The 23072-nt window shown below is 65.0% G+C and carries 20 protein-coding genes and 1 pseudogene; 8 read left to right on the top strand and 13 right to left on the bottom strand.

All coding sequences use genetic code 11. The features are described 5' to 3' along the window. Positions 1 to 465 precede the first annotated feature (465 nt). The 4 genes from OVA06_RS03780 to OVA06_RS03765 form a co-directional block, all read right to left on the bottom strand. Positions 466 to 1320 carry an SGNH/GDSL hydrolase family protein gene (locus OVA06_RS03780; protein ID WP_268156426.1) on the bottom strand — a complete coding sequence of 285 codons (855 nt, stop codon included), beginning with the start codon at positions 1318 to 1320 and terminating at the stop codon, positions 466 to 468. Positions 1321 to 1452: 132 nt separating this feature from the next. Beyond that, a complete protein-coding gene (locus OVA06_RS03775; RefSeq protein ID WP_268156424.1) occupies positions 1453 to 2193 on the bottom strand; it encodes a hypothetical protein in 741 nt (246 codons plus the stop codon). Beyond that, positions 2190 to 3179: an ABC transporter ATP-binding protein gene (locus OVA06_RS03770; protein WP_268156422.1), complete on the bottom strand. Its 990-nt coding sequence runs from the start codon at positions 3177 to 3179 to the stop codon at positions 2190 to 2192. The genes OVA06_RS03775 and OVA06_RS03770 overlap by 4 nt, the downstream gene beginning before the upstream one ends. Positions 3180 to 3201: 22 nt before the next feature. Beyond that, positions 3202 to 3576, bottom strand: a complete 375-nt coding sequence (locus OVA06_RS03765; protein WP_091722428.1) for a GntR family transcriptional regulator — start codon at positions 3574 to 3576, stop codon at positions 3202 to 3204. Positions 3577 to 3769: 193 nt separating this feature from the next. Here OVA06_RS03765 and OVA06_RS03760 point away from each other — a divergent pair, with 193 nt between their 5' ends. Further along, positions 3770 to 4054: a hypothetical protein gene (locus OVA06_RS03760; protein WP_268156420.1), complete on the top strand. Its 285-nt coding sequence runs from the start codon at positions 3770 to 3772 to the stop codon at positions 4052 to 4054. Between the two features lie 83 nt (positions 4055 to 4137). Here OVA06_RS03760 and OVA06_RS03755 read toward each other — a convergent pair whose 3' ends face one another. The 6 genes and pseudogenes from OVA06_RS03755 to OVA06_RS03730 form a co-directional block, all read right to left on the bottom strand. Next, on the bottom strand, positions 4138 to 5070 hold the full coding sequence (locus OVA06_RS03755; RefSeq protein WP_268156419.1) for a lipid kinase: 933 nt from the start codon (positions 5068 to 5070) through the stop codon (positions 4138 to 4140). A gap of 205 nt (positions 5071 to 5275) precedes the next feature. Continuing rightward, a complete protein-coding gene (locus tag OVA06_RS03750; protein WP_268156418.1) occupies positions 5276 to 6091 on the bottom strand; it encodes an MBL fold metallo-hydrolase in 816 nt (271 codons plus the stop codon). Positions 6092 to 6498: 407 nt separating this feature from the next. Continuing rightward, positions 6499 to 8044 (bottom strand): annotated as a pseudogene (locus tag OVA06_RS03745) (dihydrolipoamide acetyltransferase family protein). A gap of 5 nt (positions 8045 to 8049) precedes the next feature. After that, positions 8050 to 9162, bottom strand: coding sequence for an alpha-ketoacid dehydrogenase subunit beta (locus OVA06_RS03740; RefSeq protein WP_268156416.1), 1113 nt, complete (start codon positions 9160 to 9162; stop codon positions 8050 to 8052). Beyond that, positions 9159 to 10388, bottom strand: a complete 1230-nt coding sequence (locus tag OVA06_RS03735) for a thiamine pyrophosphate-dependent dehydrogenase E1 component subunit alpha (RefSeq protein ID WP_268156415.1) — start codon at positions 10386 to 10388, stop codon at positions 9159 to 9161. The genes OVA06_RS03740 and OVA06_RS03735 overlap by 4 nt, the downstream gene beginning before the upstream one ends. A 201-nt stretch (positions 10389 to 10589) precedes the next feature. Then, positions 10590 to 11579, bottom strand: a complete 990-nt coding sequence (locus OVA06_RS03730) for a helix-turn-helix transcriptional regulator (protein WP_268156414.1) — start codon at positions 11577 to 11579, stop codon at positions 10590 to 10592. A 104-nt stretch (positions 11580 to 11683) separates the two neighbouring features. On the opposite strand from OVA06_RS03730, the gene OVA06_RS03725 reads away from it, so the two are divergent. Continuing rightward, on the top strand, positions 11684 to 12142 hold the full coding sequence (locus OVA06_RS03725) for a VOC family protein (RefSeq protein ID WP_268156413.1): 459 nt from the start codon (positions 11684 to 11686) through the stop codon (positions 12140 to 12142). A 28-nt stretch (positions 12143 to 12170) separates the two neighbouring features. On the opposite strand, the gene OVA06_RS03720 is transcribed toward OVA06_RS03725, so the two are convergent. Both OVA06_RS03720 and galU read right to left on the bottom strand, forming a co-directional pair. Next, entirely contained in the window at positions 12171 to 12992 is an 822-nt protein-coding gene (locus OVA06_RS03720) for a response regulator transcription factor (RefSeq protein ID WP_268156412.1), read from the bottom strand. Between the two features lie 171 nt (positions 12993 to 13163). Continuing rightward, positions 13164 to 14054: a UTP--glucose-1-phosphate uridylyltransferase GalU gene (gene galU, locus OVA06_RS03715; RefSeq protein ID WP_268156410.1), complete on the bottom strand. Its 891-nt coding sequence runs from the start codon at positions 14052 to 14054 to the stop codon at positions 13164 to 13166. Positions 14055 to 14883: 829 nt separating this feature from the next. On the opposite strand from galU, the gene OVA06_RS03710 reads away from it, so the two are divergent. The 4 genes from OVA06_RS03710 to galE all read left to right on the top strand — a co-directional run bounded on the left by OVA06_RS03710 (position 14884) and on the right by galE (position 20165). Continuing rightward, positions 14884 to 16299 (top strand): hypothetical protein, encoded by a 1416-nt coding sequence (locus OVA06_RS03710; protein WP_268156408.1) that lies wholly within the window; start codon positions 14884 to 14886, stop codon positions 16297 to 16299. Positions 16300 to 16373: 74 nt separating this feature from the next. Further along, on the top strand, positions 16374 to 18062 hold the full coding sequence (pelF, locus tag OVA06_RS03705) for a GT4 family glycosyltransferase PelF (RefSeq protein WP_268156407.1): 1689 nt from the start codon (positions 16374 to 16376) through the stop codon (positions 18060 to 18062). Further along, entirely contained in the window at positions 18059 to 19141 is a 1083-nt protein-coding gene (locus tag OVA06_RS03700) for a putative glycoside hydrolase (RefSeq protein ID WP_268156406.1), read from the top strand. The genes pelF and OVA06_RS03700 overlap by 4 nt, the downstream gene beginning before the upstream one ends. Further along, positions 19137 to 20165, top strand: coding sequence for a UDP-glucose 4-epimerase GalE (galE, locus tag OVA06_RS03695; RefSeq protein WP_268160621.1), 1029 nt, complete (start codon positions 19137 to 19139; stop codon positions 20163 to 20165). The genes OVA06_RS03700 and galE overlap by 5 nt, the downstream gene beginning before the upstream one ends. A gap of 39 nt (positions 20166 to 20204) precedes the next feature. On the opposite strand, the gene OVA06_RS03690 is transcribed toward galE, so the two are convergent. Further along, complete coding sequence (locus OVA06_RS03690; RefSeq protein ID WP_268156405.1) at positions 20205 to 21398, bottom strand: DUF4832 domain-containing protein; 1194 nt, start codon at positions 21396 to 21398, stop codon at positions 20205 to 20207. Positions 21399 to 21878: 480 nt separating this feature from the next. On the opposite strand from OVA06_RS03690, the gene OVA06_RS03685 reads away from it, so the two are divergent. Both OVA06_RS03685 and OVA06_RS03680 read left to right on the top strand, forming a co-directional pair. Then, entirely contained in the window at positions 21879 to 22346 is a 468-nt protein-coding gene (locus tag OVA06_RS03685) for an Hpt domain-containing protein (RefSeq protein ID WP_268156403.1), read from the top strand. Positions 22347 to 22502: 156 nt separating this feature from the next. Then, positions 22503 to 22967 carry an Lrp/AsnC family transcriptional regulator gene (locus OVA06_RS03680; RefSeq protein WP_268156401.1) on the top strand — a complete coding sequence of 155 codons (465 nt, stop codon included), beginning with the start codon at positions 22503 to 22505 and terminating at the stop codon, positions 22965 to 22967. The last annotated feature ends 105 nt before the right edge of the window (positions 22968 to 23072 follow it).

Here is a 23072-nt window from a genome sequence, read left to right as displayed (position 1 = left end):
TCGCGACTTCGGTTTCGACCCGCAAGTTCGAACTCGATCCTCAGAAAGCTGGTGCGTCAGCGAATGCGCGAGTCGAAAACGCGAATGCGAGTCGCCGGGAGCCGATGGAGCAGTCCCAATGTCCAGCCCCGGGACAGTTCCCAGCCGTTCGAGTCTTGAGGAATTCTTGACGCTAATTGGCGCAGATGTTGAGCAGGTTCCCGCACAGTTTTCAGTAAAGGATGGGAATGCATGGGGGTGCACCTGGGAACTGAGGCCCAGTCAGCCCATACCTGCAGTCGGCGTAAAACCCGATGGTCTCAATGGTTTGGCGGCGCTGAGCAAAGGCGCCGCCAAACGCTCCACCCCAAATTCATAAAGACCGGGGCCGACGGCGGAGGCGGCGGATCAGCGTCGATCCGCAAATAGCTGTCGGCCCCCACGCTTCTTAATCCGCCCGCGCGGCCAGTAATCGCCGTCGCGGCCCTATTCCGCCAGCGCGGCCCAGGACTCCAGGAACTTGTCCGCAATGTAAGCGTGCCCGGCGGCGTTCGGGTGCGCGCCGTCGGCGTCGAATCCCGGGCTGTTGGCGGCCGTGAACCAGCGGCCCTCCACGGCGTCGATAAACGGGGCGTTCGCCGCCTCGGCGCCGGCACGGACGGCGTTGTTCACATCCCGCAGGTCCTCCCCCAGCGGCTGCGGCGCCGACGGCCCGAGCACCACCACCTGCACCCCGGGCCAGAACCGGCGTGCCGCCTCGATGGTCTGGCGGGTTGCGGCCGTGATCTCACCGGCATCGGTGATCTGGGCGTCGTTCTGCCCGCCCTGGAGAACCAGCAGGTTGGGGACGAAGGCCGGGTTGTTGGCCGCGGTCTGCCGCAGCCGGACTTCGTATTCGCCGCCCTGGTCGTCCCGGGCACCGCCGCCCCACGCGAACCCGGTCCCGCCGCGGCCGTCGATGTTGGTGGGGTACCCCAGCGACCCCGCAACGAGGTTCGCCCAGCTCTCGTCCGGCTGGTCGGCGCCGTCGCCGGCCGTGTAGGAGTCCCCCATGATGAGGAGGACGGGGTTCTCGGGCAGCTCGATCTTTGCCGGCCGGCCCGTTGAGGTGGACGTGGGGGCCGGAGCAGGTGAAGCAGGAGCCGGGGAGGCCGCCGGCGAACCGGTGGCCGATACCGCAGGGGTGCTTGCCGCCGCCACGGGAACGGTCCCGCCTGGGTCCCGCGGGCCCATGAGGGCCAGCGCGGCGACCCCGAAAGCCGCAACCGCCAGCACCAAAAGTGCCGCGTACTTGATCCACTCCCCCGCAGGCGCGCCCGGGCGCCGACCGTTTCCCCTCACCCGCAGAATCTTACTTGCCGGCACGCGCCGCAATGGCGCATAAGACGACGCCCGCACAGGAAAGACGTACGACGGCGGCACGCGGCCGCCGTCGTGCGTCCTTCCCTTGCGGTGGTTCAGGCCGTTCCGGACTCAGGCGGGCATCCTGCGCAGGGTGAGGTAGGAACCGACGGCGAGCAGCCCGGTGACCGGAATGGCCCACAGCGTCAGGCCCAGCGCTCCGGTGTCCGTGAACCATTGGCCCACGGCCGGCCATGCCTGCTGGAACGTCACCAGGGCAATGAAGCCGACCAGTGCGAGGCCGAGCGCCAGCAGGACGATGGTGAGCCCCAGGGCGCCGAACCGCTTGAAGATGGTGGCGAACCAGAAGCCGATGGTGAAGAAGAACAGGGTGGCCGTCAGGTAGGTCAGCCCGGCGGCGAACGGACCTGCCGCCCATACCCAGTCCAGGTAGGCGAAGTAGCCGTTGATCCCGTAGCCGCCGGTGGCCTGCTCGAACAGGCCCAGCAGCACGAACACCAGGGACATGCCCAGCCCGCTGACCGCCGCCGCCGCGAGGGAGCCCAGGAAGAACTCCCGCCGCGTGAGGCTCATGGCCTGCGAGAACGGGAACGTCATGGTCATGGCTTGGATGCCGATGGCGAGGAAGTACCACAGGGGTGCCTGGGAACCGCCGCCGGCCTTGACCTCGGTGACGCCGGCGCCGCCGATGATCCAGAAGATCATCATGGACAGCACCCACGAGCCGCCCAGCACCAGCGCCGGCACCCAGATGAACGTCTGGGTGTTGACGAACTGCAGCCGGACTACGTTGAGCATGCGGTTGCGCGGCACCTGGTGTTGCAGGGCTGCGCCGGAATCAAGGGTTGTCATCGCAGGCTTCCTTCCTGGGTATCCGCGTCTGAGGTGTTCGTGCTGGGGCTCTTCGTGCCGGAGCGGCTCGGGCCGGAGTTGTTGGAACCGAAGCCGTCCGCGCCCGGGCGGCCGGCTGACCGATGCTGGGTCAGGCGCACAATGAGTTGCTGCAGTGAGACCGGCGCCAGTTCGAGGCCGTCGGCAACCACCGCGGCGCGTTCGCCACCGTCCAGGCGGCCCAGGAAGGTCACCGATGCCACGCGGCCCAGGCCTTCGCGGTGGATGACTTCCCGGCCGTTCACCACCCGCTCCACAGCGGCGGCGTCGCCCACCACGTTGGTGGCGAGGGCGCGAGCGTCATCGGCCGATTCGTCCATGATGATGCGGCCGTCGTCGATCAGGAGCACCCGTTCGATCAGGTTGGAGACTTCGTCGATGAGGTGGCTGGAGAGCAGGATGGTCCGCGGGACTTCGGCGTAGTCGGCCAGCAGCCGGTCGTAGAAGATCTGCCGGGCCACTGCGTCGAGGCCCAGGTACGGCTCGTCAAAGAACGTGACCTCCGCCCGGGATGCCAGGCCGATGATGACCCCTACGGCTGAGAGCTGCCCGCGGGAGAGCTTCTTGATGGTCCGTTTCAGCGGGAGCTGGAAATCGTCAATGAGTTCGTCCGCCAGGCCCTGGTCCCACCGGGGAAAGAACAGCCGGGCGGCCGCGAAGGCGTGGCGCGGGGTGGCGTCGTCCGGGTATTTCTGGCTTTCCCGGACGAAGCACATGCGGCTGAGGACCCGGGCGTTCTCATATGGGTTTTCGCCGAACACGCGCACCTCGCCGCTGGTGGGCAGGTTCTGGGCAGTGAGGATGGACATGGCGGTGGTCTTGCCGGCGCCGTTGCGTCCCAGCAGGCCGTAGATGGCGTCCTGCTCGATGTCGAAGCTGACACCGTCCAGGGCGAGCGCGTCTTTGTATCGCTTGGTGAGGTTCCTGACCTGTATTACGGAGTTCATCGCGTCCTTCGATCTGGCAGGTTTATGGTTTTGCCGGTTCAGCGCCGGCACCGGTGCGGACCAGGTCCGCGACGTCTTCGGGCCCGAGCCCGATCCTGCGGGCTTCGGCCAGCAGGGGTTGCACATACCGCTCAGCAAAATCGCTGCGACGCTCCTTGAGTAGGAGTTCGCGGGCACCCGGGGCAACGAACATGCCGATGCCCCGGCGCTTGTACAGCACGCCTTTGTCCACGAGCATGTTCACGCCCTTGGCCGCAGTTGCCGGATTGATCCGGTGGAACACGGCGAGCTCGTTTGTTGACGGCGCCTGTGACTCCTCGGCGATGCTTCCGTCCAGGATCGAGGCTTCGACCTGTTCGGCGATCTGCACGAAGAGTGGTTTGCCTTCATCCATCAGGCGACCTCCCGGCCAGTTGGTTACTTACTTGACTAACTAACCATGGAAGTAGTCCGCCGTCAAGACGCAACGTTCCTGTTCAGCCTCCCGGCGCCCGGGCGTTAGGCAACCGTGACCTCCGGGCAGTTCCTAAGCCGGGAAACAGCCACTACTGTCAACAGCACCATCCGGCTATTACGGAAAAGAGGCGACGATGAGCATCGACATCGGAATTGGTAGCAGCCTCAGCAGCGAGGACGCGGCACACTTTGTGGCCACAACGGAAGCAATCACGTCCGCCCTGCAGCAGGTCAGGGAAATCCACTCCGCGTACAGCTGGGTGTGGACGCACGAGATCCGCTGCCGCGGCTGCCACGCCCGCCTCGAGATACCGGTGCTTGCCAGCACCAAGGCCAACGCGGACAAGGCTTTCGCCGCGCACCGGTCGGCGGAGCTGGACGCGTTCCTGGCCGCGGACGGCGGACCCACTTTCACGTGAGAAGACGTACGACGGCGGCGCGCGGCCGCCGTCGTACGTTTCCGTTTGACGCTGGCCGGGTCAAGAAAGCGGCGCGGGGCGGGCTACCCGTCCAGTACCGCGGCGGTGCTGCCCTGCGGCACGACGACGTGGACGGCGTTGCGCTCGATCGTGAAGTCCGCGGGCGTGACCGTGGCGATTTCGCCGTCGAGGTTGACCGGCATGGGCGGGTCGGTGACCAGCCGGACGCGCTGGGTGGTCGCGTGGTGCACGTCGCTGCGTTCCACGAAGCTGCCGTCCTTGAGGAGCCGGGCGATGCGCATGTGTTCGCGCAGCGGTGCGCCGGGGATGGCGTAGATGTCGAGGGTGTGGTCGTCGATGCCGGCGGTGGGTGAGACGGCATTCCCGCCCCCGTAGTGCTTGCCGTTGCCCACGGCCACCTGCAGCAGGTTCTCGAGCTCGATGGCCTGGTGGTCGCCCTCGGGGAATTCGAGGCGTGCCCGGAACGGCTGGTGCCGGGCGTAGGCGCGGACGGCTGCGACGGCGTAGGCGAGCGGGCCGAGGCGGCGCTTCAGCCGGGGGCTGAGTGTTTCGGTGACGCCCACCGAGAGGCCCACGGAGGCGACGTTGAGGAAGGGCTGGCCGTTGACCCGGCCAAGGTCGATGTCCACCACTTTTCCGTCGGCGAGCGCGGCGCAGGCGGCGGGCAGGGTGCTGGGAATCTCCAGGGTGCGGGCGAGGTCGTTGGCTGTTCCCAGCGGCAGGACGCCCAGCACGGTGCCGGTCCCGGCGAGCCGTCCGGCAGCGAAGGAGACGGTACCGTCGCCGCCGCCCACCACCACGAGGTCGTGGTTTTCGGCCATCACCCGGTCAAGGGTCCCGGGCAGGTCCGTGCCGGACAGGATGCGGTGCACGGCGGTGACGGGCAGGCCCGCGTTCCGCAGCGTGTCCACCGCCAGGTCCGGAGCCGCGGCCCCGAGGCGTGCGCCGGCGTTGATCACCACGGCAACGGACCGGGCATCTCGGGCAGCCTTCATGGGCTCCATCCTAGGGTGATGGAGCTGGGAGGACCCTGCATGTGTCCTGGACTCTCCGCGCCGGTGGGCCGGTTGTTGGACCCGTTAAAACCCACGGGCGACGGCCCGTTAGGGGAACCTTCCGCTGGGTACGGATGCGGCAGAGCAGCCCCGCGGAAAGTGATATCCCCCGCGGGGCTTCTCGCGTCGTGGCGTGTCCGCCTGGTCAGTTCTCCCGGTGGGTTTCCTGGAGGCGCTTGATGAACCAGCGGGACTGTTCCGGCCCATAGGGCAGCACGGGGATGGCCTTGGTGGCATCGTCCGGGGTGTCGCGGATGGACTGGCGGGCCTGGCGGACCGCGGTGGTCAGCGTGTTGGCCATGGTCTTGACGAACCCGTCGCTGCACGGGTTGCCGTGCCCGGGGATCAGGTACTCGTAGCGGTGGCGGAGGGCCGAGATGTGCCGGAGCGCGTCCGCCCACTCCTCGGGGAACGAGTCTTCGAAGGACGGGTGGGCTCCCTGTTCCACGAGGTCGCCCACGTACAAGGTGGTGGGAGTGCCCACCAGCAGGTCGCCGTCGGTGTGGCCGCGGCCCAGGTAGAACAGTGTGGCGGTGACGCCGCCGAGGTCCACCAGCACCGGCTGGTCGCGGACGATGGCGTTGGGCACCACGAGCTCCACGTTCTCGCCCTCGCCGGTGGACATCTCAGGTTCCAGCGTGCCGACGAAGCGCCGCTGCAGGTCACCGCGCTGGTCGATCTCGGTGGCGCAGTTCTCGTGGCCCCAGAATTCCGTGACGCCGGCTTCGGCGAACACCGCGTTGCCGAAGAAGTGGTCGTAGTGCGCGTGGGTGTTAACGACGACGAGGGGCAGCTGGGTCTTTTCCCTGACCGCGTCCAGGATTTCCTTGCCCTGGCGTGGGCCGCAGCCGGTGTCGATCACCATGGCCCGTTCGGTCCCGACGATCAGTCCGGTGTTCAGCAGCGATCCCTCGGTGACCAGCACGTAGTTGTCCGCGCCGACCTCAAGCCATTCCGACATTGTTTCTCCGTACCTCCGGCAAAGCAGTGTGCGTTCGTGTAGTCGTCGATTGTACCCATGGGTCCTTGGCTGAGCCCGGGGCCACGCCCGCAGGGCCCCATGCCTGCCGGGGGTGGCCCGGATCAGGAAGTCGCCGGACAAAGGGGAAGGCCCCTCCTAGGAGGGGCCTTCAACGTAGTGATCATTTGTCTTCAGATTATGGTCAGCGGTGATGCACTCCCCCCTTCCCGAACGCCTCTGGCGTCCATCCGGACTATGACAGAACCGACTCTAAAACGATTGCCGCCCGAGCGTAAAGGGGTCGGGAGGAAAAAGTTCATTCAGCGGATATGTGAGTCGGGAAGACCACCACGAGTGAGCGCGCGTTTGGGAAAACACCACCACAAGTGAGCGCGCGTCGGTGGGGGTTAGATGTCGGCGAGGAGGGTGGTGGGGTTTTCGATTGCGTCTGCCACGAAGCGGAGGAAGCCGGCCGCCGTGCCGCCATCGCAGACCCGGTGGTCGAAGGTAAGGGTCAACTCGGTGACCTTGCGGACCGCCAGCTCGCCGTTGACCACCCACGGCTTGTCGATGATCCGGCCCACGCCCAGGATCGCCACCTCGGGGTGGTTGATGATCGCCGCCGAGCCGTCCACGCCGAACACACCGTAGTTGTTCAGCGTGAAGGTGCCACTGCCCAGCTCCGTGGGGGTCGCCTTGCCTTCGCGTGCGACGTCGGTCAGCCGGCGGATCTCCGCGTCCAGCTCCCGGGCGCTCAGCTTCTCCGCGGAACGAACCGAGGGAACCACCAGTCCGCGGTCGGTCTGGGCGGCGATGCCGAGGTTTACGCCGTCGAACCCGACGATCTCCTGGGACCCGTCGCCAGCAGACTCGATCCGCGTGTTCAGCTCCGGGTACTTTTTTAGCCCGGCTGTGACAAAACCGCGCGATGAATGCCAGCAGACCCGGAACTGCAGCCCCGCCGGCCTTCATGCCTTCCCGAAGTTCCATCAGCCCGGTGGCATCCACGTCCACCCACACCGTGGCTTCCGGAATCTCCGACCGGCTGCGGGACATGGTGGCGGCCACTACCTTCCGGACTCCCCGAACCGGCGTGCGGGTGGAGATGGCGAGCCCCGTGCGGGCGTCACGGCCCCGGGTTTCTTTGGTTTCGGCAGGCTCAACCACCGGTGCGGGCTTCGTTTCGACAGGCTCAACCAGCGCGGCGGGCTTGGTTTCGGCAGGCTCAATCACCGGAGCACTGATGGCCTTCTCCACATCGCGGCGCATGATCAGGCCGCTCTCCCCGGAACCGTGCAGCTCCCCCAGGTCCACGCCATGTTCGCGGGCCATCCGCCGGACCAGCGGGGAAATGACGGCCCCCAGCTTGCCGGGGACGCGGGTGCGCAGGAGGGTGAGGTCGTCGGCGGCCTTGTCCGCAGGCTGGGTTTCGGCCGGCTCAAGAACGGAGACGGAAGCTTTTGGCAGCCGCGTCCGCTTGGCAGCAGCGTGGCCGCCCGGGGTTCCGTAGCCGATCAGGACGTTCCCGGATCCGGCCTTTTCTTCTTCCCGGTAGGCCTCGGCTGTCGCCTCGGCCGCAGTCGCCGCGGATGATGCCGCCCCGGGAGTGGCATCGGGCCTGTCGGAGCCGGACGGCACGCTGCTTGCAGCATGGCCGTCCGGCGAAGGGGCGGGGGCGGCATCATCCGTGGTGACCCCAGCACCAGAGGAAACAGGCGTCACCGAGATCAGCGGCTTCCCCACGTCCAGGGTCTCCCCCGGCTTGCCGTGCAGCTCGGCCACGATCCCGGCGTAGGGGGACGGCACCTCAACAGCGGATTTGGCCGTCTCCACCTCGGCGATGGGCTGGTCCACCTCAATCGAATCGCCAACAGCAACGTGCCAGGACACCAGCTCGGCCTCGGTAAGCCCTTCGCCCAGGTCCGGCAGCAGGAACACACGCGTCTCGCTCATAGAAATCAGTTCTCCCACTGCAGGTCGTCAACGGCGTCGAGGATACGGTCCACGCCGGGCAGGTAATACTTCTCGAGTTTCGGCGCCGGGTACGGCACGTCGAACCCGGTCACACGGCGGATGGGCGCGGCCAGGTAGTGGAAGCAACGTTCCTGCACCCGGGCCACGATCTCGGAGGCCACGGACGCGAACCCGTGCGCCTCGGCGATCACCACGGCCCGGCCGGTCTTCCGCACCGACTCGCACACAGTCGCGTCGTCGAACGGCACGATGGTCCGCACGTCGATCACTTCCAGCGAGCGCCCCTCCAGCGCAGCGGCTTCGGCCGCGGCCAGGGCGGTGGGCACGGACGGGCCGTACGCAATCAGCGTCGCGTCGGTGCCGGGACGCGCGACGGCGGCCCTCCCCTCGGAGCCAAGTCCCGCCGTCGCGCCTTGCTCATGAAGGCGGCGCAGCTCGCCGAGGTCCACGGAGTCCTTGGTCCAGTACATCTTCTTGGGTTCCATGAAGACCACGGGATCGTCGGAATCGATGGCTTCGCGGAGCATCCGGTAGCCGTCAGCCACGGTGGCGGGGGTGTAGACCTTCAGGCCTGCGGTGTGGGCGTAGTAGGCCTCGGACGAATCGCAGTGGTGCTCCACTCCGCCGATGCCGCCGCCGTACGGGATGCGGATCACCAGGGGCAGCTTCACGGTCCCGCGGGTGCGGTTGTGCATTTTGGCCACGTGGCTGACGATCTGCTCGAACGCCGGGTAGGCGAATGCGTCGAACTGCATCTCGATCACCGGGCGCATGCCGTTGATGGCCATGCCCACGGCCATGCCCACGATGCCGGATTCGGCCAGCGGGGTGTCGAAGCAGCGCTGCTCGCCGAACGTTGCGGTGAGGCCGTCGGTGATGCGGAAGACGCCGCCCAGCATGCCCACGTCCTCGCCGAACATCAGGACGGAGGAATCGGCGTGCATGGCGTCGGCCAGGGCGGTGTTCAGTGCCTTGGCCATGGTGACCGGCTGCGGGCCCGTGGCTTCGGCGGTTGCCGCGGCGGAGGCGGCGGCCCGGGCCGTGGCGGCGGAAACGTTGCCGTTGGCCTCGGACGAGGTGGTGACGGTGGGGCTCACTTGCCGGCCTCCTTTGAGTCAGTTGTGGACGCAGCGTCGCGGGCGAGTTCGTCGGCGAGCATGTCGGACTGTTCCTTCAGCTGCGGGGTCTGCTGGGCAAAGACGTGGCGGAAAAGTTCCTGCGGGTCCACGGGCACGTCCTCGCTGAGGCCCTCGCGCAGCTGCGCGGCAACCGCCTCAGCCTTCGCGCGGATCCGGACCTCGCCGTCGTCGTCCAAAATCCCCTGGCCGGTGAGGTACGTCCGCATCCGGTTCACCGGGTCCTTGGCCCGCCACTCGGCAACCTCGGCGCTTTCCCGGTAGCGGGTGTCGTCGTCGGCGTTGGTGTGGGCCTGCATGCGGTAGGTGTTGGCTTCCACCAGCAGCGGGCCGGAGCCATCGCGGCACAACGCAACGGCGCGGTCCAGGACGGCGAGGAGCGCCACCACGTCGTTGCCGTCCACGCGTTCGCCAGCCATGCCGTAGCCCACGGCTTTGTGCGCGAGCGACGGCGCCACGGACTGGTGCGCCAGCGGCACCGAGATGGCGTACTTGTTGTTCTGGACGAAGAAGATGACGGGCAGGTGGAAGACGGCGGCGAAGTTGAGGGCCTCGTGGAAGTCGCCTTCGCTGGTGGCGCCGTCGCCGCACATGGCCAGCACCACGGTGTCCTCACCGCGCAGCTTCGCGGCATGGGCGACGCCGACGGCGTGGAGCAGCTGGGTGGTCAGCGGCGTGGACTGGATGCCCACTTTATACTGGAGCGGATCGTAGCCGCCGTGCCAGTCGCCGCGGAAGATGGTCATCACCTGGACGGGGTCCACGCCGCGGGTCATCACGGCCACGGCGTCACGGTAAGTGGGGAACATCCAGTCGCCGTCCGCGAGGCACAGGGCGGCGGCCACCTGGCACGCCTCCTGGCCGTGGCTGGACGGGTAGACGGCCATACGGCCCTGCCGGACCAGGGCGGAGTTCTGGTCATTGACGCGGCGGCCGACGACGAGCTTTTCGTACGCTGCCAGCAGTTCCTTATCGCCGGGCACGGGGTATTCGTGGCCGGGTTCGGTGCCCTGCTCACCTTGGGGCTTGAGCCGGCCGTCCGGGTCCACCATCTCAATCTGGTGCCGGGCCGGCAGCATGTAGTCCTCGGCGGTGATGCCGAACTTCTTGACTGCCTCGGAGAGGGCGTTGTCCGGCCCGGTGTTACGGGCGGTTTCCGGGGCCGTGTGGTTCGCGGAGATCGTCATTGGTCCGTCCTTCTGTTGCCACTATTCCTTCCAAGTATTGACCTGCGGCAGGTTTCGTATCCAGCACCTGCGGGAATCGTGGAGAAGATGCTTCTCGAGGGGTGAAATGGGAGACGATCTGTAAATGTGAGCTGGCTTACGGGAGGGGTCGTGGACGAAATGGCGGCGCCCGGTCGATTGGGGCACTTCCTTCATGCAGGATTACGCAGGGGCGCTCTGGCCTGTGGTTGCGAAGCGCTCGGCAAGGATGGCGAACGCAGAAGCCAGCTCAGGCGGCCCCACCACCTCCATGGGTGCGTCGAACCGTCCAATCGTGGCGGCCAGCGCCGCCCAGGACCAGGCACCTGCTTCAAGGCTGCAGGTGTGTCCGTCAATGGCGGTGACTGTTCCGTCGCCGGCGAACGGGAGGACGCGGTCCGCTGGCAGGTGCAGGATCACTGTTCCCGTGCATGGCCACTGGTTGGCGCTGGATCCTTTGAAGCGGGCGGAGACGAAGTCCCTAAGGTCGCCGCCGGGAAGAGTGCGCGGAGTGAAGCGGGGCCCGGGCGGGGTGCGTGGCTGGATGCGGTCCACCCGGAAAAGGCGCCAGTCGTCCCGGCCCAGGTCCCACCCCATGAGGTACCACCGCCCTCGGGCGGTAAACAGGTGATGCGGCTCAACACGGCGGGGTGGGGCTGGCCCCGGGTCCACCGTGATGGTTGCGCCAACGTGCGCGTAGTCGAACCGGAGGGTCTCCCTGTCGCGGATGGAGTTTGCCAGGACAACCAGGATGTCCAGCGAGATGTTCCTGGGAACGCCATCGGCCGATGGGCCAATGGCGGTCACCTTAAGCGCGTCGAGGCGGTGCCGGAGCCGTGAGGGAATGATCTGGCGGATGGTGCCCAGGGCGCGGATGGCGGCTTCTTCGATTCCGGCGCCCATGGCGGGGGCCGTCTGCAGGGCGATGGCGACGGCGAGCGCCTGTTCGTCGTCGAAGAGCAGCGGCGGCAGCTCGCTTCCGGCATCCAGCCGGTACCCGCCGTCGGGGCCCATGGTGGTCTGGATGCTGTATCCCATCTCCCGCAGCCGGTCAATGTCACGGCGTACGGTCCGATCGCTGATCTTCAGGCGGGTGGCCAGCACGGTTCCCGGCCAGTCCCGGCGGGTCTGCAGCAGGGACAACAGACTTAGCAGCCGCGAGGAAGTGGACATGACATCACCCTACGCTTCAGTCCCGGACAGAAACTGACCTGCACCCTTGCCATGCTGGGTTCATCGGCCGGAGCAGGCCGCAACCACAAAGGAGTACAACCAGCATGCAGACAACCACCCATCTCAACTTCCGCGGCGACGCCCGCCAGGCCTTGGAGTTCTACCAGTCCGTGTTCGGCGGCCACACCGTCCTGAACACCTACGCTGATTTCGGCATGCCGGCGGGGCTGCCGGGTGCCGACAACGTGGTGTTCGGGCTGGTCACCTCGGAGAACGGCTTCCGAGTGATGGGATACGACATTCCCGGTCAGAGCGGGGGCTCCCTTGCCGGCGGCGGGTCCACCCGGCGCGAGAACAACACCACGGTTACAGAGCAGGCCCTGTTCGTCTCCATAGAGTCCGAAAGCCTGGACGAGCTGCAGGGGTACTGGGACAATCTGGCTGCGGACGCCGTCATCGTAGAGCCGCTGGCTGCCTCGGCATGGAGCCCCGGGTTCGGCATGCTCACGGACCGGTTCGGCGTGACCTGGAGTGCCAGCGTCTCCGGCGCACCAAGCCGCTAAGAGGGCACGTCTCGAGGGGGTGGTGTCGCTAGGGCGTCATCCGGTAGCCCACCCCGTGGACCGTCTCGATCCACCGCGGCCTCCGCGGCGTCTCGCCGAGGCGCTTGCGGAGGTTGCTGACCTGGACCTCCACGGCACGCTCTTCCTTGGCACTGACGAAGCCTCCGGTGTTGTACGGCTCGTTGCGGAGCCGGTGGACCAGATCCGCCTTCGTCTGGATGGTTCGCCCGTTTTCCATGAGGGCCAGGAGGATATCGAATTGGCTCCGCGTCAGGATCACGGACCGTCCATCAACGGCGGCCTGCCGGGATCCTTCATGCAGGGTGAGCCCTCGGTGCGAAAAATCGATTTGTCTCTGCTCAGCAGCGTGCATTGATGGTTCTAAAGAATGGCCGACGGCGGGACGCAGGTGAATTGCTTCGTCAGGGCCGGCGTCTGGGGTTCCGTGGTCCTGGTGGGCTGCGGCTGGATCTTCCAGGGTCCGGGGCCGCCGGAACATTGCCCGCACGCGGGCTTTGAACTCGCGGGCCCGGAAGGGCTTGACCAGGTAGTCGTCGGCGCCTGCCTCGAACCCAAGGAGCGCATCCGCCTCCTCGGACCGGGCGCTGACGATGATGACGTAGGCGTCGCTGAAGGTGCGGATGCGCCGGGACACCTCGATCCCGTCAAAGTCCGGCAGGCCGATGTCCACGGTGACCAGGTCGGGCTGGTGCTCAGTCACCTTGGCAAGCCCTTCGGAGGCCGTTGCCGCCGGATGAACGGAGAACCCTGACTGTTTCAACAGGTCGGTCAGGGCCATCCTGTTGGTGGCTTCATCCTCAATCACCACCGCCACGCCGCGCTGCCCCATAAATCTCCTTACGTCGCGGAGCTCCGGCAATGGTCTGATCCGGCATGCCCTCCCCAGTGGCCCTTACTGCTTACCTGACCATCCGCGCACCACAGCGCGGCTGCCTACTCCTGCTTCCTTCCTCAGGTATTCGGCGCCGCGCTGTGCATGGATGGACCGGGTTAATGATGCTTAGTTGATGAAGTCCTTCATCCAGGCCTTCAGGTCTTCGCCGAATTCGACGCGCTCGGACGCGAGGGTGATGACGGCTTTGAGGTAGCTGAGTTTGTCTCCGGTATCGAAGCGACGGCCCTTGAACACCACGCCATAAACCCCGGCCCCTTCACTGTCGCCCGCAGCAAGGGACTGCAGGGCGTCGGTGAGCTGGATTTCATTACCCCGGCCCGGCGGGGTGTTCTCCAGCACACCGAACACGGACGGGTGCAGCACATAGCGTCCGATGACGGCGAGGTTCGACGGCGCTTCCTCCACAGCGGGCTTCTCCACCAGGCTGTTGACGCGGACGTAGTCCTCGCCCTCAACGGCCGTGATGTCGGCGCAGCCGTAGGCGCTGATTTGAGACGGTTCCACTTCGATCAGGGCGATGACAGATCCCCCGGTCTTCTGCTGCACATCGATCATGGTGCTCAGCAGGTCCTCAGCCTCATCAATGAGGTCATCACCCAGCAGCACCGCGAACGGCTCATCGCCAACGTGCTGCTTGGCGCACAACACAGCGTGGCCAAGTCCCTTCGCCTCACCCTGACGGACATAGTGAATCGGGCCCAGTTCGGACGCATCCTGGATGGACTGCAGCCGGTCCTTATCGCCCTTCTGCTCCAGCAGGCGCTCCAATCCAGGGGCACGGTCAAAGTGGTCTTCCAGGGCACGCTTGCTGCGGCCCGTAATCATCAGGACGTCGTCCAAACCGGACTTGATGGCTTCTTCCACCACATACTGGATGGCCGGGCGGTCAACCACCGGCAGCATCTCCTTCGGCATTGCCTTGGTGGCGGGCAGGAAGCGAGTTCCCAATCCGGCAGCAGGAATGACGGCTTTGGTCACAGATCTTCCCTTAGTCATGGGAGAACCCTATAAACGCGCCCGGCAAGACGGCAAAGCCAATTACTGGCCAGCAAAATGACAATCTTCACATTTGCCTCTTTCTCTAACCTGCCAAGCTACTAAAGTCGGTGGATTTTTGCTTGTCAGACGGCATATTTCAATGAGGAAACGCTTTCCACTCATTCACCAGCCGCCTTTCACGAGACCTTAATCACACGGAAAAATGTAGTCATAAAAGCAGTAACATGTTCGCCATGCCGTACGGTTCGCGCGCTAGCGCAGCCGCTCTCACGCGCGTCGAGACGGCCTGACCTGCGGTGATGCTCTCATGCGGCTAAAACCGTCAGGTTACTGAGGAAATCCTGAGAAGTAGTCCACACGTTTACCAAGTCTTGAGCCGCATCCCAGAAAAATCTGAGAATTAGCTGGTTTGCTGGGTTTTAGGGAACCAAGTAGTGCCATTTTGAAAATAGAGTACCCGCTACCCGTGCAGATTTATTGCGTTTGCCTGTGTAATTGGGATTGTCCAAATTTCCGGCCTCCTCCGCAGGGGCCGGGCTCCTGCTGGAGCCGACGGCGGTAGCCAACTCCCTGAGACCGGGTTGGCCCCCCCAGTCCGTCGTCGGCTCCGTCACCTGTCCGACTTCCACGTCGACTGTCAGTTGGATCATCCACCGCCTGCCGGGCCTGTCATCGAAGACAGACCGGCAGGCATTTTCATGCCCTGAAACAACAGGCTGCGGTTCCGCTGCGGCCCGCCGCCGTGGCCCCAGGCCATCCCAGTTAGACCTAGAGGAAAGAACCACATCTTTTGAAGTCCCTGCTGCAAGATACGTATGCACGTCAAATGTCCATGATCATTCTCGCGGGACTGGTGTTGTCGGCTTGCGTACCCTTCGCCGTCCAGTTCTTTTCCACCGGTTACCAGCTGCCCGTCTTCGTGGCAGCCGTCCTTCCCATGCTCCTGGCCCTTGCCCTGATCCTCAGGCCGGGCATCGCCGGACGGGACCGCTTCGGCAATCAGCGGGCCACCGAGCGTCTGGGCGCCCAGCTGCTCCTGTATTTGTCCCCCGTGCTTCTGCTGAACATCGTCTACCCGGTGGTCAGCCCCACCATGGCAGCGGTGGACGTGGACGGGGTGCCGCTGACCCTGGTGGTGCTGGCATCCTCCATCACCGTGCCGTGGATGGCGCAGGCAGCCTGCCTGCCCATCTACCGGATTCTGGGGGACCTCATGGCAGGGCAGGATCTGGCCGCCATCACCCGGCGGTTCTGCCAGTACTGGCCCACCATCTTCCTGCAGACACTTCCACTGATCGCCGCCTTCGCCGTTCCCATGTGGTTGGCCACCGGATGGTCAGCATCGGTAATTCTGCACTACGTGATTCTGTGCGTCCTGCACCTGCTGTTCGTTCAGTCGCTGGTCCTGGCCAACGTGGCCAATCGCCGCGGTCTGTGGGCCTTGGCCTGGTCCGGCTACGCTGCCGCGCTCTTTGTATCGCCCACCACGTGGTGGCTCCCGCCGCTGGTGGGCACCGTCACCCAGATCGTGGCCATGCGCAGCGGACTCCGCCACCTTGGCTTCGTCCAGCGCCTCAGCATGCGCGTAGTGGGCCAGGACCTGGTCCGCGGCATCTTCATGGGAGCCGTCCTGTGGGCTGACAAGTTCGCCCTGTTCGCCGTGACCAAGGGTGACTTCAACGTCGTCGCTGTCTTCGCCGCAATGCTGCCCGCCGTAGTGGCGTACAACTTCTACTTCGTCCAGCTGGCCCCCACCGTGGACAAGGCCCTGGGCCGGCTCCACAAGGACATCGCCGAGGCACCCATCAGCGCACTCAAGGGCAGCTCACGCCGGCTCACCCGGGTGGTTGACAGGTCCGTGCTGCTCACCGGCGCCATCGCCGCGCTGTTGACGCTGACCGTCGCACTGGTGATGGCCGGCGTCGATCCGGCGCAGACAGTGCTGGCGGTGGCAGCTGCAGCGGCATCCTGGGGCTTCATGGTCCTCACCCTTTTGAGCTACGAGCTTGACTTCATTGGCGAAAAAGTGACACCGCAGCTTATTGGTGCCGTTCACCTGGCTGTCTGTGTCCTCGCGTTCATTGCCGGCGGACTGTTCGGCCCCCTGGCCGGCGCGGCCGGAAGCTACCTGCTGCTGGGAGCCGTGGACTTCATCCTCATCGCCATCGCCTGGATGTTCTACAAGCACCACTGGAGCCAGCCGGAATACACACTCTTCTGGCGTCACGCCACCAGCTGGTAACTGCCCGCCCGGTCACCGGCCATAGCTTCATCACAACACCACGCCTGACTTCTTGAAAGCATAAGGGGAACATTTTGTACTCGACACTGATAAGACCAGACATCCTGCCCAAGGACATCCTGCCACTGCGGACCTCCCGGCCTGCCACGGCTGCGGAGCCTGAGTACGAAGACGTTGACGTAGCCATCGTCATGGAGTCCACTTACCCGTTCCTCAAAGGCGGGGTGTCCGCAGTGGTCCACGACATCGTGACCCACAACCCTGACCTGAGCTACGGCATCATCCACATCACCTGGGACTCAAACTCCCCGCTAACGGACCTCTACGGCATGCCCGCCAATGTCCGGTGGGTCCGCACCGTGTTCCTCAGCATGGAAGAACACCGGCAGGATTTCCTTGCGGTATCTGCCAAGGACCTGGGCATGACTCCCCAGCAGCGCGAGCAGCTCTCCCACCGGCTATTTGATTCGCTTTATGCGCTCTCCGAATACGGCGACGTTGACGGGCTGTGGAAGCTGATCGACGAAGGCATGAACGAACGGACCCGACAGTACCCCCTCTGGGCCCTCCTGGGCTCCAGGGAGTTCATGCAGGCATTGCAGGAGCGGATGCCACAGCTGAACCTTTCCCTGTCCAACTCCTTCTGGACCCTGCGGAACTTCTTCTCCCTGGCATATGCCGTCCTCGGCGAGACGATGCCCCGTGCCAGCGTCTACCACGCCCACACAACCGGGTATGCCTCACTGCTGGGCGCAGCCGCAGCACGTGACCACGACACGTCGTTCCTGCTGACCGAGCACAACCTCTACGTCCGCGACACGGTCAATACCCTGCTGGACCGCAACATGGCGCTGTCCATCACGGAGGACGATTACCGCACCTTCGACGTGACCCCTGACCAGCGCGCCTGGATGGCGTGGTGGACCGAAATGGGCCGTTTCTGCTACCCCAGCGCCCGTCTGATCACCTACCTGTACCCCAGCGCCATTACCGAAGCTGCCCGCCTGGGCACCGACATCGACAAGTCGGTGGTGGTGCCCAACGGCATGGTCATCGAAGAGTTCGATGACAAGTACCGTGCCCGGCAGCAGGCGCTGGCAACGATGGAAAAGGAAGGCTCGGACTACGTCTGGCACCTCGTCTACATCGCCCGCGTGGTACCCATCAAGGGACTCCTTGACCTGCTTTCCAGCCTCGAAATCCTGAGGGACCGCGGCTACCCCAACATCCACTTGGACGTCCTGGGCCCCACCGAGCACGTGCCCGAATACTACGAGGCATGCCTCGCAAAGATCGAGGCCCTGGGCCTCACTGACCACGTCACCATCCACGGCACGGTCCACGTGCGGGACATGCTGGACCAGTTCGACCTCCTGGTCCTGCCCAGCTACAACGAGGGCCAGCCCATCGTTATCCTCGAGGCCATGGCAGCCGGTATCCCCACCGTTGGTTCGGACGTGGGAGGCGTTGCCCAGCAGATCGCGGACAACCTCATCACGCCGGACGGGCGCACCATCGGCCCCTGCGGCGAAACCGTCACCCCTGGCGATGTCCACCAGATGGCTGCCGGGATCCAGGCCGTGATCGGCAACCTGGATGAGTACGCGGCCTATGCAGCCAACGCCCGCACCCGGGTCCAGGAGCTCTTCCAAATGCACGAGGTCATGTCCTCGTACAACCAGATCTACCGCGCCCTGGGCGATCTTCCCGTCCTCGACGAAATGGCTGAGCTGATGGACGAAAAGGTCCCGGCAGAGCTGTGAGCGGTGTTGGCGCCTGGATCAGGTACGGCGATCCCATCACCCCGGACCAGCTGGAGTTTGCGGCCAGGCACTACCGCTCAGCCATCCTCCAGCCTTGGGAGACGGACGCGGCAGCCCAGCTGAAGCGGCTCCGCCCGGATATGACAGTGCTGTGCTACAAATGCCTGTCCTCCACCCGCGACTACGAGCCCGGTCCGGTTTACAGTTCAGGAATTTCCTACCAGGAGGCCGAGCAGCAGGGCGGCGGCTGGTTCGCCACCCGGCTGGACGGATCTCGCATCCAGTGGAACGGCTACGGCGGGCACTGGCAGATGAACGTGCTGGATCCTGCGTACCGGGAACGCTGGGTTGAAAACGTCTCCGCAGAGCTGGCGGATTCGCCCTTCGACGGGGTGATGGCTGATAACGACGTCTTCGAGGACTATTACCAGCTGAACCTTCCCATCCGGGAGGCCGACTCCATGGAGGACCTGCGCCACGGCCTCGACCTCCTGGTCCACGCCGCCGGCACGTCACTGAACAGCGTCGGAAAGATACTGGTTCCCAACATTGCCGAGTCACGCCGAATTCCGGGCCGGTGGGCTTCCCACGCGGCCTACGGGGGCGGCTTCGAAGAAGTATGGCTGGGCTATGGTCCTGCCAACCTATTCGATCCCGTGACAGCCGAAGCGCAGCTGGGGCAGGTCGAAGGGCCCGGCCTGTCGATCCTGCGCGTCCCCACCGACGGGGATGACACCCATCCCAACTTCACGTACGGGCTGGCGGCCTTCTGGATCTTCGGCGCCGGCCGGGGATCGTATTCGGCAACAGCCCACGACGATTACAGCCGCACCCAGCACATCCCTGAACTCGACTGGAGCCTGGGCAGTCCGGCGGAAGAACCCAAGGGCCGCAACCACGTCTGGTCCCGCGAATTCAGCAACGGCTGGGCGGCCGTGAACTTCAACAAGGACGGCCGCCGCCGGCACAAGGTCAAGGTGCCGGCCGGCCTGGCGGATGCTGCCGGAAACCCGGCCCCGTCATCAGTGGTCCTGCCTGCACAGCGGGGCGTCATTTATCAGCGAGGGCAGAACAATTAGGATTCTCATCACCGGCGGCTGCGGGTACATTGGATCGCACACCATCCTGCGGCTCCTCGAAGCCGGGCACGACATCACCGTTATCGACAACCTTAGCAATTCCTTGTCGGAATCACTGCTGCGTGTGGAGAAACTGACCGGACGGGAGATCGCCTTTGTTGAAGGGGACATCGCGGACAGGTCATGCCTTGAGCGGATCTTTAACCAGGACGATATTGAGGCGGTCATCCATTTTGCCGGCTTCAAGGCTGTGGGCGAGTCCGTGGACCAGCCCCTTCGCTACTACGGGAACAACGTCAGCGGAACACTGACCCTCCTGGAAACCATGGACACCTACGGCGTCCGGAACCTGGTGTTCAGCTCGTCGGCCACTGTGTACGGCGCGAATCCCGAGATGCCGCTGCGGGAGGACTTCCCGCTGCGGGCGACGAATCCGTACGGCCGGACCAAGCAGCACATCGAGGAGATCCTGGTGGATCTCCAGGCGGCTGATAACCGGTGGCGGATAGCACTTCTGCGCTACTTCAATCCCGTCGGCGCCCACCCATCGGGCCTCATCGGTGAGGACCCGCAGGGCCCGCCCAACAACCTGTTCCCCTTCGTCACCCAAGTGGCTGTGGGCCGCAGGGACAAGGTCAGTGTTTTCGGGCATGACTACCCCACCCCTGACGGAACAGGGGTCCGCGACTACATCCACGTCATGGACCTCGCCGCAGGCCACGCTGCAGCGTTGGACTACCTGGCCGAACACCACGGGTTGCATACGTGGAACCTCGGGACGGGCCAGGGCTACTCCGTGCTGGAAATCATCCACGCCTTCGAGGCCGCCTCCGGCACCAGCGTGCCCTACGAAATCGTGGAACGGCGCCCGGGAGACGCCCCCGTCAGCCTGGCCGATCCTTCCAGCGCCCTCCGGGACCTTGGCTGGACAGCGTCGGAGACGCTGGAGACCATGTGCGCGGACGCGTGGCGCTGGCAGCAGCACAACCCGGACGGATACCGGGCGAAGGCCCTGCCTGCATGACGCGCCCGACGGCGTAAGTTACCTGCCGCCGTCGGGCGTTCAGGGAACAGGGAGGTACTTGCGCCCCAGCGTCAGCCATCCGGCCTTGGTCTGGTCCTGGGATGCGTTGGCGAAGCGAAGGGGCACGCCGTTGGACAGAGGATTCACGGCGCGCACCAGAAGGGTGTAAGTGCCCGCGGCCAGCCCGGTGGTGCTGACAGGAGACTTCCACTGGACCGACATCCCCGGCTTAACGGCGCTGAGCTTCCACGAGGTTGCCCAGGTTCGGACCATGTTTCCTGCGCTGTCCACGGCGGCAATCTGCACCGGCCAGTCGTAATAGAAAGGTGCCACCCCCACGTTGCTGACCATGACACTGACATCGCTCTGGCCGGCCACGGTTCCGCGGGTGACGGCGAAGGAGGTCGCGTGGAACCGGTAACCCAGGGACTGGGCCGCGGCGGTGGCGTTGCTGAGTGCCTGTCCCGTGTAGCCGGGGCTGAAGCCGTGCTGGTTCAGGAGCCAGGAGGCGTGGGTGGCTTGCACGCTGTCCGTGAATCTGATGTCGGCACCGCTTTCCACCACGGGGCAGAGCATGGGAGCGTCGAAAATGCAGTGCTGGATTTCGGGCCGGAGTTCTCCGCCCACCGGCTGGGTGAGCCACTTCTGGGTGGCGCCGGCCTGCGCCATTTTGTCCATGAAATGCCACCCGGTACCTGGCAACGTGCTCACTGCGAAGGAGTCGTCGTGGTAGCCCACGTTCAGGCTGCTATTGACGGCGTCCGGGTACCTGACCTGGAGCTTGGTTGTGGTGAAGGCCTTCGTGTAGGCCTGCAACACGCGCTGCTGGGAGGCCGGCGATGCGAGCCAGTTCTCGGAGGAGGCCCACCCGTCATGAGGGTAGGTGTGCCATTCGCCCCAGAAGCCCAGGAGGCCCATCTGGATGAACCCGATCCGCGGATCGCCGTTGTAGCGGGACCCCAGGGCGGCGATGAAACCGTCCATGGCGTCCAGCAGGCGGGGGTCGTCGTAGTTCGGGGAGACGCTGATTCCGCCGTTGCCGTGGTCCCAGTAGGCATGGGTGGCGAGGCCGGAGTTCAGGAGGTATGCGGGGACGCCGGAGGGCTTCCCCGGATAGTCCAGGTAGAACCTGAAGACCGACTGGTGGCCGCGCCCGGCGATGGCGTTCAGCTGTGCTTCAAAACCTGACCAGTTGTATGTGCCCGGTCCGGTCACTACGGAGCTGACAGGCACGTAAAACCACTCCATGGAATGGGGCACCCCGTTGTAACTGCCGGCGTACGGAACGAATCCTGCCAGGGGATTGCTCGCCGGGACAGGTCCGGCGGCCAAGGAAACCCACTCACCCGCCGGATCCGCGGCTTCGGCCGGAGGAACCGCTGATCTGGAAGGAATGATCAACAACACCGCAGCCACCAGGCATGAAACAACAACAGCAAGCACAAGCCGCCAGTGGCTTGCTATTACGCGCGAACGAAACCCCAAAGTATTCAATTGCACTCCCCGAGACCTGGTGGCAAGCACCCATTGAGACCAAGCAGCAAAAACATCCAAGAAACCACGAACTTCTAACGCCACTCCCAGTGCGGCGCTTCAAACTCAGTACTTCGCACTGATCCTAAGCCCAAAGGCAACAGTCCCCTCAGGGATTCCAATATCTCTTTTCGAAAACTTTTGTGCCGAAAAGCCACCCCCTACCCCAAGGCAGTACGCATGACCCCCATGACATCCCCGTCCCACGAATTCAAGACTCCGCCGGTAAGGATGCTTCCTGCCCCCACGGCTCAGGCCGAGCGCGCGGTGGTGGACCACTTGGTGCTTGAACGGCTGAAGGTGGAACTGGAGGACGACCGCGGCTACACCCGCATCTTCGTCGCCGAGTTTGTCCGCTGCCTCCCGGGGAGAATAGAACGGCTGCGCCACGCCCTTACCACCGGGGACTTGGCGGCCTCGTTTGACGCCGTACTGAGCTTGAAGACCTCCAGCCAAATGGTGGGGGCGGAGCTACTGGCCTCCCTGGCCATTGACCTCGAGGCCGAATTGCGCAGCAACGCCACCACGGCGAACCTGCAGGATGGGCTGCCGCAGCTCGCAGCAGCGTTTCTCGCACCAATCCTCCACTGCAGCACAAGGACCAGGGACAGCCTCACGTCCCGTTATCCAGGCCCATCACGCCGCTAAAGCGCCGCGGTACTCCAGTTCACTATTCTTACGGGAGCTCGTTTACAAAGGTTTTTGTATCGCCACCTCCGTACACGGCACAAAACTGTTTCCCAATGCCTACACTGGGAGACGATTTGTAAATGTGAGCTGGCTTACGGCAGGAATTGGAAACGGATGGCGGCGAGGGACGGCCGGGCAGAACCGGTGGAGCTGGACGACATCGACAGGAGCATCATCGCAGAGCTCACCCGGGACGGCCGGATGTCCGTGACGCAGGTGGCGGAGAACGTCCACATCTCCCGGGCACATGCCTATACCCGGATCAACCGGCTCACGTCCGAGGGCGTGCTGTCCCGGTTCACGGCCGTGGTGGATCCCATCAAGGCCGGGCTCAAGTCCTCCGCCTACGTGACGCTCAAGCTCAAGCAGGACTCCTGGCGGGAGCTGCGGGACCAGCTGGGCGCCATCCCCGAGGTGCACCACATCGCCCTGGTGGGCGGCGACTTCGACGTCATCCTCCTGGTCCGCGCCGTGGACAACATCGACCTCCGCCGGGTCATCTTCGACCAGCTGCAGTCCATGCCCGGCGTCCTGGATACCCAGACGTTCCTGGTGTTCGAGGACGTGGATACCCGGTAGGAACCGAGGTTTGCCAGGGGGCCGTCACCACTTTCGACGCGCACATTCGATGTCGCGGCCCAGATAGAGGGTGCGTCAACGAACATGCGCAGCGTCAACGGCCAT

Source organism: Pseudarthrobacter sp. SL88 (assembly GCF_026672455.1).
In the GTDB taxonomy this organism is placed as follows: Bacteria; Actinomycetota; Actinomycetes; order Actinomycetales; family Micrococcaceae; genus Arthrobacter.
Note: the sequence above shows the minus strand (reverse complement) of the source record. Positions and strands in the feature narration are given on the sequence as shown.